We start from the raw sequence: 13,744 nt of genomic DNA on the forward strand, positions 1-13,744 counted from the left end.
GCGACGGTCATTGCGCTCGTAATGCAGGGGCGGATAGCTTAAGATCCATGTGGGCCGCCGGCGCCGAGCCGAACGCCCGTGACACCAGGACCCACCGACGGGATCCAGCGATGGCAGACAAGAAGATCTCGAAGACCGAACCCGAGTGGCTCTTGCTGCTCGGGCCCCACCGCTACCGAATGCTCCGCTACGGCAACACCGAACGTCCGTACACGGGGCAGTACTGGAACCACCACGGCACGGGCGTCTATCGATGCGCCGGCTGCGGCACCCAGCTCTTTTCATCGCAGACGAAATTCGACTCTGGAACCGGCTGGCCCAGCTTCAGTGCAGTCCTCGACGAGAAGCGGATCGAGCGCCGAGCCGACCGGAAGCATGGCCTCGATCGGGTGGAGATCGTATGCGCGCGCTGTGATGGACATCTGGGGCACGTCTTCGACGACGGGCCAGCGCCGACGGGCGAGCGCTTCTGCATCAATTCCGCCTGCCTCGAGTTCGAAGGCGGATGACTCGCGAGACGGCGAACGTCGCGTCGACGCCTTGCCATGGCGGGGTGAGGCTGGAGGCATTCACCGACGGCGCCAGAACAGGATGCGAGGGGTCGGCCACTACCCCAGCAGCCATACCGCCGGGCTCTGCTCGACACGTTCGCCGGCGAGTGTCGCAGCGCTGTCGAGGATCTGGGTCCACGGCAACGCTGCGTACCCGGCACGGTGGGCAAGGTCGGCGCCGAGCGCAGCGACAAGCAGGGCGTGCGCCGAGGGCACGTTGTAACCCGCGGCATAGAGTGGGTTGAGCTCAAGAACCACTGGCTGACCGCCTCGAGCGAAGGCCACGTCAGCCACGTAGTTCGCCGGGAGGTCAGCCGTGAGGAGCGCTGGGACGAGGTCGCGAACCGCCCGCTGGACCACCTCGCTCCTGGCAGTGAGCTCATCGGCGAGGAGCCGGCGCGCGTCGTCGATGAGGACCTCGAAGGGGCCGTGATAGCTGGTCATGAGGAGCCGGCCACCCAGCACCGTCAGCCGCACTTCGAAGGGCACCCGGATGGCGTTGCGGTCGCCGGGCAGGGTGGCGAGCTCGATGCGCTCGAGGTCGAGGTGCTCGCGCAGGGCGAGGCCACCGACGTCGAGAGCGACACGCAGGCGGCGGACCACCTCGAAGACCGTGGCCTCGATGTCCGCCTGGTTGCTGCCGTAGTAGAGCTCGGGGTTGGCGGACTTGGCCGACGAGTAGAAGCCGCGGACGAAGACCCCGGCGTGGGGATCGATCTCCGCATCGAAGAGGGCGCCGTAGATCGCCTCGGTCAACAGACGGCGCACGGCCGCGGGAGAGTCGATCGCGGCAGCGACGGCGGCGTCCACGGGCAGCAGCGCGGTGCGCGGCGTGGGGACACCGGCGTTCGTGAGGACCGAGTAGAATCGATCGAGCCCGAGGACCCGCTCCACATGCTCGGGGAGGTCGAGCACGCACGCGGCGCCGGCAGCGACCGCTCGAGCGAAGACGGAGTGGTATGCGGCGCGGGGTAGCATCGGCAGATCGATCCAGGACACACTGCCGCGGACCCCCTGCGGCGCGTCGAGCTGGGCGACGTCGCAGACCGCGAGGTCCCAGCCATGAAGGCGGGCGAGCTGGGCCCAGAACACATGGCGTCGCCGGATCATGGCCACGTTGCGGGGGTCGGCCTGGGCGTCGAAGGCACGGTGGAGGTCGGAGATGAGAGCGACGCGGGACACGGGTCAAGCATCGCATTTTTCCCTGGATCAGGACGACTCGGCGCCCCAGGTGACAGCGTGGCGTCCTCATTTGAGAACTCTTGTCCTGGTTTGGCTTTGGGCCTCGTAGGAGCGGTTCGGCTCGGCCGGAAGTAGAGCAGCCCGCGGCGACTAGCCGCGGCGCGGCGGCGGGCCTAGGAGACCCGCGCATGCCCGCAGCCACCCAGATCGGCATCCCCACGCTGGTGCGCATCAAGCCCGGGGCGCTCCCGCGCAGCGGGCTCTACCTCGCGCGGGCGGCGCGCCGCCACGTCCTGCTGCTCGCGAGCGCGGGGACGCCGGCCGCCATCGAGGCGGCGATGCGCGAGGGCCTGGACGCGCAGGCGATCGAGGTCGTGGCCCGGCGCGAGGTCGCCTCGGCCAGCGTCGAGGAGGCCTCGGCGCTCCTGCCCGCGCTCCCCACGCGCTGCGACGCGATCGTCGGGCTCGGCGGCGGCCGCGCCCTCGACACGGCCAAATACCTCGCGTCCCTCGCCCGGCTGCCGTTCCTCGCCGTGCCCACCTCGCTCTCGAACGACGGCTTCTGCAGCCCTTCGGCGAGCCTCACGGTGGGCGGCAGGCGCCGCTCGCTTCCGTGCGCGGTGCCGTTCGGCGTGGTGGTCGACACCGAGGTCTGCCTGCGCGCGCCGGAGGTCCTGTGGCTCTCCGGCGTGGGCGATCTCGCGGCCAAGGTCACCGCGGTCCATGACTGGAAGCTCGCGTTCCACGCGCGCGGCGAGCCGGTCAACGACTTCGCCGCCCTGCTCTCGGACGCGACCGTGTTCCAGTTCATGGCGCGCCCCCGGCGCGACCTCGAGGGCATGCGCCTGCTCGCGACGGCGCTCATGCTGAACGGCATCGCCATGGAGATCGCCGGGTCGTCCCGGCCGGCGAGCGGCAGCGAGCACCTCATCTCGCACGCGCTCGACCAGACCTCCGGCCGGCCGCGGCTCCACGGCCTGCAGGTAGGCACGGCCGCCTACGTGGTCAGCCAGCTCCAGGGGCGGGAGACGGACCTCATCGCCGCCGTCCTCGACGCGACGGGCTTCTGGGATGCGATCCGGGCAGACCCGTTCTCGCTCGACGAGTGGATCGAGGCGGTCCGCGTCGCGCCGGAGATCAAGCCCGGCTACTACACGGTCCTCTCCTCCCGCGACTGCGTATCCGAGGTCGAGGCGATCCTCCGGACCGATCCGCGCCTGAAGGGGTGCTTCGCCTGACCCGCCAGCCGCGCTCAGTCCGCGCCGGCGAGGAGGGGCGCCGCCACGGGCGGCGGGAGGTCCGCGCGCGGAGCTAAGGCCGACCGCGGGCGGGGGCGCCGTGGCCCTCCTGGAGGTGCCGCGCCAGCAGGCTGTCGCCTAAGTCGTCCTGGAGGTCGCGGAACACGGTGTGGATGTGATCGCCGCCGCGGTTGTCGTACTCGATGAGGTGGGTGGGGCCGTGGATCCGGTAGTAATGCGACTGCTTCGGCGCGGCGCCGCCCGCCCAGGCGAAGTGCAGGCGCTCCACGCCGGCGCGCGCGATGCGGTCGAGGTGCCCGTCGGCGACGTCGGCGGGGAAGTTGCGGGCATAGACCTCCAGGAGGCGCAGCAGCGCGGCGCGCTGGGCCGGGGTCATCTCGGCGGCGGGCAGGCCGTCGAAGCTCGCCAGCGCGGCCCGACGGGAGGCCTCGGTCACGAGGTCGGGCGGCGCCGCGGGGGCGATCACGGCGCGCTGACGCTGCGCGGGGGTGAGGGAGGCCAGGAACGCGCGGCCGAGATCCTCCTCGACCGCGAGCACGCGCAGGCCCTTCCGGGGACCCGAGGGCACCTCGGCCGGGTTGGCGCCCAGGAACGCCGGGGTGGTGGCCACGCCGCCTCCTGCAGCGGTGAAGTTGAGCGAGACGTGGTGTCCCTCGAAGCGAAAGCCCCACGGGGCCTGGGGCCCGGGCTGGCCGAAGAGAGCGAGGTGGTAACGGCCCGGGTCGCGGAACGCCGGGTTGCCCTCGATGCCCCCGAGGATGCCCTCGAGCAGCAGGACGCTCTCGAGCTTGCGGTAGCCCTCCGGGCTGAGGCCGGCCCGGAGCAGCGCGTGCGCGGCGCTGCGCTCGCCGCCGTCCATGTCGCCGATCGCGAGGCCGGCGCGGCGGCGCGGGACGTAATGCCAGTCCTCGCGCTCGCCGCTCTGGAACGCGAGCAGCGCCCGGCCGCGCGCCTCGCCGTCGAGGCCGTCGAGGAAGGCACGCGCGGAGGCCGCGATCGCCTCGGCCGTGGCGCGTCCCGCAGCGCCGCCCGGCGGAGGCGCGGCGCCCGGAGGCCCCGCGGGCGCCGGATGCTCGGGCGGGGCAGGCAGGGCGCCCTGCCCGGCGGCCTGCTGTGCCGGCGCGGACGGGCTGCCCGGCGCGGCGGCGGGCTCGCCGGCCGGGCCTTCCTGGGTTCGCATGCTGTTGCACGAGGTCGTCGTCATGAGCGCGAGCAGGATCGCGATCCACGAGCCCGGCCCGGACGGGCGGGCGCGGCGCGGCTGGAGCGCGCGCGGGGCCGCACCGACCCGCGCGATCGTGCCGTCACCGGGGCTGGCGAGGCGATGTCCCGCGGATCGAGGTGTGGCGCTCACGTCTGCCGGTGCGCGGCTCAGGGGTTGAGGTGCGCAAGCGCGGTGATGATGCGTTCGGCGGTGTCGGCGGGCCAGGGAAAGACGCGGCTCACGGCACGTTGGTGTGCGAATCCGTGCAGGCCGAACCACAGCGCGATCGCGTCGGCGACCGGGTCGGCGCTGGTGGAATGCCCGGCGGTGACGCAGCCGCCGAGGGCGTCGATGAGGATTTGCAGGGCTTCCCGGCCGAGCGTGGTCAGGTCCCGCTCGGTCACGGAACTGTCGCCCAGGGTGGGCATCCAGAGGCCACCGAACATGGTGCGGTAGCGCTCTGGATGACTCCGGGAGAATTCCAGATGGGCGTTGCAAACGGCGTACAGCCGCTCTCGTGGATCGTCGCCGGCCTCTTCCACGGCGCTGCGCAGCCTGCTCTCCAGCTCGGTGAAGGCCTGCTGCACGACGGCCAACATGATGGCCGGCTGGTCGGCGAAGTGGGGGTAGATCGAGGGGGCGGTGCGCCGGAGCGGGAAGCCGTCGCCGGCCGACATACGGGCGCTCTGTCTGGGTCGCAGCTTGCCCCACTCGTCCATGCTTCCCGACAACGCTGATGGCGCCATATCTCGCCTTCTAAAACAGGGGTAGACATTCCGACCTCTTACGGATGGAGCACATTGGATGCAGCCCTTCGACGACCTGGCTATTCCGCATTCGATTGAGATTGTGGACGCTCAACGCGCCGTCTGGATCGCTGGCCCGAGGTGCGTGCGCCATGAGGTCGTCGGCGAGATATATAACCCGGACCAGATGCGGCGAGTAGTCTCGGCCGTGCACGGTCGAACGGACGCGCTCATCCAGGCATGGCTGCTACCCGATCCGCAAAATCCGCACGATCCGAACGCCATCATCGTCTGGGTGCTCGGTGGGAAGGTTGGCTATCTGCCGGGCGAGCTGGCCTTTCAGTGGAAGCCCATCTTCGCTAGTTTATATGGTCGGTACGGAGCCCACGTGGCCTGTCAGGCACAACTCGATCCGCCGTCCCACTCGAATCAAGGGTCCTTCGGCGTGGTGGTCTGGCTCCCTGCCTTGCCATCGCCTCAACCTGCGCCGTCGCAACGCGTAGCCTCGTCAATGACCGCGCCAGCGCCGCAGCCCGCGGCTGCGGCCCGGCAAGCACTCCTCTCGGCGCCGCCCGTGCAATCCCCGCCGTTCATGGCGGCCGTTGCCGGGCAGTCGCTGCCGTTGGCCGCACAGGAGCTGGAACAGCTCCGCACCGAGTTGAGGGCCGCTCGGAGCGATATCGCCCGCACGCAGGCCGAGGCGAAATCAGCGCAGGACGCAACCGCCGCAGCGCATCGAGAGCTCCGTGCCGCCCAAGAGGCACTCAAGGCGGCGACGCGTGATCCCGACGAGCTCGAGCGGATCCGAGGCGAGATCGTGCGCGCCAAGGCGGAGTTCGAGGCCGCGGATCGTGCGCTTCGGTCCATCGAGGAGGCTCTCGACATCCAGTCGTTCGGCTTCTACGCGCCCAAGTATGGGTTTGAGTCGTCCGCACAATACACCGCCCGCCTCAAGGGAACGCGCGACGAGCAGCAGATGCTCATCAAGGAGGACAAGGCGGCGCCGTGCGACACGAAGTGGTCCGTCGGCGGTAGCGCAGCGGAGGGCAAGAAGATGATCCGCCAGCAGTCGAAGCTGATGCTGCGCGCCTTCAACGGTGAATGCGACGCTGCGATCGCGAAGGTTCGGTATGACAACGTCACGACGCTGGAACAGCGGATCACGAAGGCCTACGATGACATAAACAAGCTCGGCGAGGTCCAGCGCGTCTTCATCTCGCGTCGGTACTTCGACCTGAAGCTCGCCGAGCTGCACCTCGTGCACGAGCACCGCGAGAAGGTTCAGCAGGAGAAGGAAGAGCAAAAGCGCATCAAGGAGCAGATGCGCGAGGAGCAGAGGGCCCAGGAGGAGATCGATCGCGCCAAGGCCGATGCCGAGAAGGAGGAAGCCAAGTCGGCAGCCGCGCTCGCTCGGGCGCGCGCGGAGCTCGCCGCCGTAGACGCAGCTGCGGCCGCCGAGGCAGCCAGGATCGAGGCAGCGGGAGTCGAAGCGGCCGCCGCGGAAGTCGCGCGCGCCGCGACGGCGAAGCAGCACGAGAAGCTCGAGGCCCTCGTGAACCGCCTCGAAACTGACCTCAAGGACGCGCTCGATCGGAAAGCGAAGGCGATCGCGCGCGCGCAGCTGACGAAGTCCGGCCACGTCTACGTGCTGTCGAACATCGGTTCGTTCGGCGACGGCATCTACAAGATCGGCATGACACGCCGTCTGGAGCCGCTCGAGCGTGTCGAAGAGCTCGGCGACGCATCGGTGCCGTTCCCGTTCGATGTGCACGCGATCATTTACTCTGAGGACGCGCCTGCGCTGGAGGGCAAGCTCCATCGTGCCTTCGCGGCTCGCCGGGTCAATATGGTGAACCATCGCAAAGAGTATTTCCGCGTCACGCTCGAGGAAATCCGCGACGCCGTCCAGAGCCTTCACGGCCTCGTGACGTTCCTGCTCGTTCCAGCGGCCGAGGAGTACAGGAAGACGCAGGCGGCTGCGGACGCGTCTCCCACTGGGCTCGCTGCTGCTCCACCACCAGAGCTCGCTCCCGCGGTGAGCTCCTTTGCGGGGGGTTGACGCGCCCCGATCTGCTCGAGGACGTCCGCGGACCGACCTGCCGCGGACGCTGAATCAGGTGCGCATCGCATCGGCGAGGCGCCTCGAGGGCAGCCCCCCTACCGTATCGCGAGCCCGGTGCGCTCCCAGCGGCCCAGGCCCTTCGTATCGATGGAGAAGTAGATCACGGCGGCGACCCCTTCGATGGCCTCGACGGACACGGGGCCGAAATGCCGCGAATCATGCGAGTTGTCCCGGTTATCGCCGATGACGTAGACGCTCCCTCGAGGCACCGTCGCGTCGATCTCGGCGCTCGACGCAGGAACGCCGGGGGTGCGCAAGATCGGATAACGCCTCCCGTCGAGGGTCTCTTGCCATAGCTCATGAATCTGCCCGTCGTCTCCTGAGACGCGGTGCTCCGCGACGACGAGCTCCGAAGGCACCTGGCGACCGTCGATCCATAGACCTCGATCATCGATCTGAACGCGATCTCCGCCGGTGGCGATGATCCGCTTGATGAAGCGCTGGCTCGGGTTCGCTGGGGAGCGGAACACGATGACGTCGCCCCGGCCGGCCCGCTCGCCACGCTTGCCCTTCAGCACGAAGAGGTGGTCGCCCGGGATCACGGTCGGGCTCATGCTCCCGGAAGGCACCTTGAAGGACTCGATCACGTGCCGCCGCACGGCGATCGCCGTGCCCGCGGCGCGCGCAGGCTCCGTCGCGATCTTGACCTTCATGACGAAGCCGTCGGGAGGAGCCGCCGCGATCTCCAGCGCCTCCAGGCCCGCCGCCCCGCTCTGCCGGGCGGTGGCCAGCGCCTCGCCGAGCCGCGTTCCTGCGAGCGACGCGTCGGGGCGACCGGGCGACGATAGCCTCGCCTCCAGGTGATCGGTGACGGTCGCGACGAGCTCGATCGGGGCATCGGCGGCCCCGAGGTCGGCGACCACCGCGGCGCCGCTGCGGGAGAGCGCTTCGTCCAGCCGCCGCGCGAGCGCCTCTTTCGCACCTGGGCCGTCAGCGAGGGCGCCGGGTGTCGCGACGCGCACGCCGCCGTGGGGCAGCGGGACGATCTCGAGCGGACCGGCGTGGAGCCCGCCACCGTCCTGCTCGGCATCGAGGAGGCAGCCCACGTCCTCGATCGTGAGCGAGCCCAGGATGTCGGCGCGGATCTCCGCCGGCTCGGCGACGGCGATCTGAACCCGCGAGACGCTCCGCTCGATGTCCACGCCGCACCGCGCGGCGCCCCATCCGACCACGGCGCCCACGTCGGCGGCGGGCAGAGCCTTCGGCTCGATCTGCGCGAGCAAACGCGTCCGTGCAGGCGCCCGCTCCGCGAACGTCCGCCGATCTTCTACCGGCGGACGCTCCGCCGGCCCCGCCGGCGCCGCTCCGATCGCCGCGCTCGGTCCGGGCGTGCTGCCGCCGCAGCCTGCGAGGAGATGGCCCGCCGCGAGGGCGGACGCGACCAGGAACGAACCGCGGAAGACACGACGAGCGCGGGGCGCCTCGATGCGCATGGCAAGCACCCCGCGACTCCAGCTCTCCTCGGGATCGTAGGTCGGCATGGGGCGCAGGATAACACGATAACCCGCGTGAGCCCCAGCCGGCTACGCCGGCGACCCTGGCGCCCTCTCGCTCCGGGCCCCGGCACACTCCAGGTCGCGACTTGACAGCTTCCCAGGATCCAGCACAATGAACGTTATTTCGCTCGTCACAAGGGCCGCCAATCGACGAAGGAAGACCGTGGAGAGCAAGACCAAGAACACGAAGACACGCCCGCAGATCGCCGCCATGGCCGCCAGGGCCTTCGGCGGCATGGCGCTCGCGGACGGCGAAGGCGCCGTGGTCGAGCTGAAAGACGGCTGGTTCAATGCGGCGTACAGCGTCCGGCTCGCCGATGGCCGGGAGGTCATCCTCAAGATCGCGCCGCCGAGAGACGCGGAGGTCATGCTCTACGAAAAGAACATCATGGCCACCGAGGTCGCCGCCATGCGCCTGGTCCGGCGAAACCCGGCCATCCCGGTGCCCCAGATCTACCATTTCGACGACACACGCGACCTGTGCGACTCGGACTACTTCTTCATGGAGAAGATCGCCGCGGACAACCTCGAGCACGTGAAATCGAGCCTTTCCCCCGAGACGCAGGCGTCCATCGACCTGCACATCGGCGAGATCGTCCGGGAGATCAACGGCTTCACCGGCACCTATTTTGGTTACGATGGGAACCCGGACCTGCGCGCGAGCACCTGGAGAGAGGCGTTCACCAGGATCATGGAGTCGGTTCTGGAAGACGGCGCCCGGAAAGGCGTGGCGTACGACCAGGGATACGACGAGATCCGCGCCGCCGTCCTCAGGCACGCCCCCGCGCTGGACGAGGTCATTACTCCCTGCCTCGTCCACTGGGACGTCTGGAATCCCAATGTCTTCGTCAAGGAAGGCAGGGTCGCCGGCATCATCGACTTCGAGAGGGCGCTCTGGGCCGATCCCTTGATGGAGGCCCAGTTCCGGCTGCTCTCCTCCGACGGCATCACCAGCAGCATGCGCGGCTACGGCAAGACCTCCTTCACCTCCGAAGAAGAGCGGAGGTGCCGCCTCTACTCGCTGCACCTCGCCCTGGTCATGAACACGGAGTGTTATTACCGCAACTACGACACCGACTCCGTCCTCAACCTCTCCAGGCAATGGATGGGTGAACACATGGCCTGGCTGAGCGCGAACTGAACGCTCATGGGCGAGAGCTCCAGGGTTGAAAAGCTGGGGACCGAGCGGGTCGGGAAGCTGCTGCTGGAGATGTCTTCCCAGACCACGTTCTCGCTGCTGGTTTTTACCGTCTACAGCCTCACGGACATCTACTTTCTCTCCGTGGGCGTCAACGCGCTGGCCGCAGCCGCGGCCTCGATCATCTCGCCGGTCCAGATCGCCCTCGGCGCCGTCGCCACGACCGTCGGGGCCGGCGGCGCCTCGGTGGTCTCCAGGGCGCTCGGCGAGCAGGACCTGGAGAAGGCCTCCCGGACGGTGGCAAGCACCTTCCTGATCTTCTGGACGGCGGCGCTCGCCATCACGGTCCTGGGCTCGGTCTTCATCGAGCCGCTCGTCTACCTGCTCGGGGCCACCGACAGCGTCGCCCCCTATGCCATCGAGTACGGGCGGATCATCTTCCTCGGCGCCATCGCCGGCACCGGCTACTCGGCCATCGTCAGGGCGGATGGCAACGCCATGTACTCGACCGCCATGTGGATCATCCCGATCTGCGTCAACATCGTCCTGTGCTGGCTCTTCATCCTCATCTTGCAGATGGGCGTCTCCGGCGCCGCCCTGGCGACGGTCTGTTGCCAGGCCACCTCGGCCGGCATGGGCCTCCACTTCTTCTTTTTCAGGAAGAACCGCTCCTATCGCATCAAGGCGTCTTATTTCAGGCCGGACTGGCCCATCCTCATCGAGGTGGTGAAGATCGGGTCCCCCTCGCTCATCAAGAGCGCCAGCGTCAGCCTGATCGCCATCGTCACCAACAACCTGCTCCGGCGGATCGGCGGCGACAGCGCGCTGAGCGTGTTCGCGATCGTGAGCCGGCTCTACTCCGGGCTGCTCGCGCCGCTGACCGGCATCGTCCAGGGGATGCAGCCGCTGGTGGGGTACAACTTCGGCCAGAAGAAGCTCGAGCGGGTGCGGGAGGCCATCCGGCTCTCCCTTGGCGCTGCGGTCGCCTATGGATCGCTCGTCTGCGGCGTCTGCCTGGTGATGCCGGCTGCGCTGATCGCCCTGCTCTCCAGGGAGAGCGCGATCATCGCTGAAGGGCAGACAGCGTTGCGGCTGCTGGCGCTCTCTTACCCCCTGACCGGCGTGGCCATGGTCACGGCGGCCTCGTTTCAGTCGGTGGGCCGGGCCAGGGAGGCGCTGCTGCTCACCCTCGGGGGCATCCTGCTGGTCAAGCTGCCGGTGCTGCTGCTGGCGTCCAGCCTGTTCTCCCTGACCGGGATCTGGGCCTCCGAGGCGATCTCGGAGCTGATTCTTTGCATCGTCTCCTTCCTCCTTCTGAAGAATGCCCACGCTGGCTCTGGGCATGGCATGGCAAGAGCGCCTGACGCGGGCTGAGCCTGCCTCCAGACCGCCGAAAAACGGCGCAGAGGCCGTCTGCGTACGGCGAATGTGTCCATTGACACTCGTCGCGCGGTGCGGCTATACACACGGCCATTCGCCTGCTGGTTGGCACCGTTCGTCTCAAAACACAGCAGGTCCGGACGTAAGTAAACAGAAGCAACGATACCAGCCGCAGCGCGCGGCTGAGGAGGGAGGCATCGATGAAGCTCTATGAGTTCGCTCCTACCCGCTCGATCCGTGTGCGCTGGGCGCTCCAGGAGCTGGGCGTGGATTTCGAGACCATCCAGGTCAACCTCCGGGCCGGCGAGAATCGCCGCCCCGAGTTCCTCAAGCTCAACCCGGCCGGCAAGCTCCCCGTGCTCGTCGACGGCGATCTCGTGCTCACCGAGTCCGTTGCCATCGTGCTCTACCTGGCCGAGAAGTACCCCGACAAGGGGCTGCTCCCGGCAGACCCCAGGGAGCGGGCCAAGGTCAACCAGTGGCTGCTGTTCGCGGCGACCGAGCTGGAGCAGCCGCTGTGGCGCATCGCGCGTCACAAGTTTCTGTATCCGGAGGACAAACGCCAGCCGGGCGACATCCCCGTCGCCCGCGAGGACTTCAAGGCCATGGCCGTCGTGCTGGAGAAGCACATGGATCAGCGGCAGTTCGTCGTCGGCGACAGCGTGACGGTGGCCGATCTCGTGATGGCCTACACCCTGGACTGGGCCAACGAGGCCCACCTCCTGGACGACTTCCCGCAGCTTCGGGCCTACATGGACCGGATGTACGCCCGCCCGTGCGCGGCCCCGCGCATCGCCCAGGCGTTCGCCAGCCTCAACGCGTGAGGGGCAGGTGGCTGGAGGAGCTCTCGTCCTCCAGGCCGAGGGCTTGCTCGCCGCCGTGGCGCAGCGCGCGCTCGGCCGCCACGCAGCGCACGCTCGGCCACCGCGCGGCGCGGCCGCGCGCGCCGGCGGGTCGGCCGGGAGATCCCCCGCGATGGCCGTGCGCGACCCGCGATGCGCGATGATAGAGTGGCGCGATGAGCCGCCGCGTCAGCAGCGACGGGACCGGGAGCCTCCAGATCCACTTCGCCTTCGATCGCAGGCTGGTGGACGTCGTGAAGTCGCTCCCGTCCCGCCGCTGGAATCCCGAACAGAAGACCTGGCGCGTCCCGGAGACGCACGTGGTCGCGGTCGTGGAGGTGCTGCTCGCCGAGGGGTTCGGCTTCTGCGAGGTGACGCAGCGCCTCTACCGGGAACGCGGCGGGGCCCTCGCCCTCGACGAAGGGGGCGTCACGCCGATCCCCACCGCGGAGCCAGCCCGAGCCGATGAGCCGCGCAACGGGGACGCGCGGCCGAGGCCAGCGGTGGCCGCGTCCGACTTCACCGTCTCGAAGCTCAACGGACAGGTCCGCGCCGCGCTCGAGGCGGCGTTTCCAGCCTCGATCTGGCTGGTGGGCGAGGTCTGCGGGTACAACCGGGCCGCCCACAAGAGCATCGTCGGCTTCGAGCTCGTCGAGCGCGACGCCCTCGGAAAGGAGATCGCCCAGGTCAAGGCAACCCTCTTCGAGAGCGCGCGCGCCGAGATCGAGCGGCGCCTCGCCGCGGCGGGCGACCCGTTCCAGATCGAGGACGAGATCCAGATCCGCGTGCGCGGGCGCGTGGAGCTCTACGTCCCCTGGGGCTCGTACCGGTTCCTGATCGAGGACCTCGACGTGGGCTACACGCTCGGCGAGGCCGCCCGGCGGAGAGAGGAGATCTGCCGCCGGCTCGCCGAGGAAGGGCTGCTCGATCGGAACCGCTCCCTGCCCTTCCCCGCCCTGCCCCTCCGCGTGGGCCTCGTGACCAGCCTGGGCTCGGACGCCTACAACGACGTGCTCGGCACGTTCAGGGAGTCAGGCTTCGCGTTCCGCGTCGTGGCGCACGGGGTCCGCGTCCAGGGGCGGCAGACGGAGCCATCGGTCCTGAACGCCCTCGACTACTTCCGGGCGCGCGCCGCGGAGCTCGACGTGCTGCTGATCTGCCGCGGCGGCGGCTCGCGCACCGACCTCGCCTGGTTCGACTCGGAGCCGATCGCCCGCGCCGTCGCCACATTCCCCCTCCCCGTGGTCGTCGGCATCGGCCACGAGCGAGACATCTCCGCGCTCGACTTCGTGGGCTTTCGCGAGAAGACGCCGACCGCCGCGGCCGCGATGCTCGTCAAACGCGTCTCGGAGGCGAGGGATGAGGTCGAGTCGTCGCTCCTGAGCATCCTCGACCAGGGCCGGCGGGTCCTCCGGTCGGCCTCGTCGGATCTCACCCGCCGGGCGACCCGGGTCCCGCGCTCCGCGTCGCTGCTCATCGCGCGCCGCGCGGGCCAGCTCCAGGAGGCGGTCCGCCAGCTTCGCCAGGGGGCGAGGCGCGATCTCGACGCCGCCTCGCATCGGGTCGACGAGATGGCCTCGCTCCTCGGGCCGCGCTCCTCCCGGAGGCTCGCGCTCGAATCCGAGCGCCTCGAGTCGCGCGAACGGCGCCTGCGCCTCCTCGATCCGCGGCGCGTCGTGGAGCGGGGATATGCGATCCTGCGCACGACGGAAGGGGCGGTGCTCACCGACGCGGCGCGCGCGCCCCAGGGGACGACGCTCATCGCCGAGCTGAAGCTGGGCGTGCTGCGGCTTCGCTCGGACGGATCGGAGGAGACATAGGGTC

At 69.5% G+C, this 13,744-nt stretch carries 11 protein-coding genes; 7 read left to right on the forward strand and 4 right to left on the reverse strand.

Features of this window, described 5'->3' with window-relative positions:
• The first annotated feature begins 110 nt into the window (after nt 1–110).
• Nucleotides 111–509, forward strand: coding sequence for a peptide-methionine (R)-S-oxide reductase MsrB (gene msrB, locus WME82_RS29500; protein ID WP_437911790.1), 399 nt, complete (start codon nt 111–113; stop codon nt 507–509).
• Nucleotides 510–608: 99 nt separating this feature from the next.
• On the opposite strand, the gene WME82_RS29505 is transcribed toward msrB, so the two are convergent.
• Nucleotides 609–1,733 carry an ATP-grasp domain-containing protein gene (locus WME82_RS29505; RefSeq protein WP_438038026.1) on the reverse strand — a complete coding sequence of 375 codons (1,125 nt, stop codon included), beginning with the start codon at nt 1,731–1,733 and terminating at the stop codon, nt 609–611.
• A 188-nt stretch (nt 1,734–1,921) separates the two neighbouring features.
• On the opposite strand from WME82_RS29505, the gene WME82_RS29510 reads away from it, so the two are divergent.
• Complete coding sequence (locus tag WME82_RS29510; RefSeq protein ID WP_437739849.1) at nt 1,922–2,971, forward strand: iron-containing alcohol dehydrogenase family protein; 1,050 nt, start codon at nt 1,922–1,924, stop codon at nt 2,969–2,971.
• 73 nt (nt 2,972–3,044) lie between these two features.
• On the opposite strand, the gene WME82_RS29515 is transcribed toward WME82_RS29510, so the two are convergent.
• Both WME82_RS29515 and WME82_RS29520 read right to left on the reverse strand, forming a co-directional pair.
• Nucleotides 3,045–4,346 carry a DUF3500 domain-containing protein gene (locus WME82_RS29515; protein WP_438038027.1) on the reverse strand — a complete coding sequence of 434 codons (1,302 nt, stop codon included), beginning with the start codon at nt 4,344–4,346 and terminating at the stop codon, nt 3,045–3,047.
• Nucleotides 4,347–4,363: 17 nt separating this feature from the next.
• The gene (locus tag WME82_RS29520) at nt 4,364–4,873 is read right to left on the reverse strand and encodes a TetR-like C-terminal domain-containing protein (protein ID WP_438038028.1); all 510 of its coding nucleotides are present in this window, start codon (nt 4,871–4,873) and stop codon (nt 4,364–4,366) included.
• A gap of 127 nt (nt 4,874–5,000) precedes the next feature.
• Between WME82_RS29520 and WME82_RS29525 the strand changes: the two genes are divergently transcribed.
• Nucleotides 5,001–7,001: a DUF4041 domain-containing protein gene (locus WME82_RS29525; RefSeq protein WP_438038029.1), complete on the forward strand. Its 2,001-nt coding sequence runs from the start codon at nt 5,001–5,003 to the stop codon at nt 6,999–7,001.
• A gap of 98 nt (nt 7,002–7,099) precedes the next feature.
• Here the strand turns inward: WME82_RS29525 and lepB are convergent, their stop codons facing one another.
• Entirely contained in the window at nt 7,100–8,545 is a 1,446-nt protein-coding gene (gene lepB, locus WME82_RS29530; protein ID WP_438038030.1) for a signal peptidase I, read from the reverse strand.
• Between the two features lie 178 nt (nt 8,546–8,723).
• On the opposite strand from lepB, the gene WME82_RS29535 reads away from it, so the two are divergent.
• The 4 genes from WME82_RS29535 to xseA all read left to right on the forward strand — a co-directional run bounded on the left by WME82_RS29535 (nt 8,724) and on the right by xseA (nt 13,740).
• Nucleotides 8,724–9,701, forward strand: a complete 978-nt coding sequence (locus WME82_RS29535) for a phosphotransferase family protein (RefSeq protein ID WP_438038031.1) — start codon at nt 8,724–8,726, stop codon at nt 9,699–9,701.
• Nucleotides 9,702–9,707: 6 nt separating this feature from the next.
• Entirely contained in the window at nt 9,708–11,072 is a 1,365-nt protein-coding gene (locus WME82_RS29540; protein WP_438038032.1) for an MATE family efflux transporter, read from the forward strand.
• Nucleotides 11,073–11,278: 206 nt separating this feature from the next.
• Entirely contained in the window at nt 11,279–11,902 is a 624-nt protein-coding gene (locus WME82_RS29545) for a glutathione S-transferase family protein (RefSeq protein WP_438038033.1), read from the forward strand.
• Between the two features lie 194 nt (nt 11,903–12,096).
• The gene (gene xseA / locus WME82_RS29550; RefSeq protein WP_438038034.1) at nt 12,097–13,740 is read left to right on the forward strand and encodes an exodeoxyribonuclease VII large subunit; all 1,644 of its coding nucleotides are present in this window, start codon (nt 12,097–12,099) and stop codon (nt 13,738–13,740) included.
• Nucleotides 13,741–13,744 lie beyond the last annotated feature (4 nt).

It is taken from the genome of Sorangium sp. So ce128 (assembly GCF_051525245.1).
Lineage (GTDB): Bacteria > Myxococcota_A > Polyangia > Polyangiales > Polyangiaceae > Sorangium > Sorangium cellulosum_B.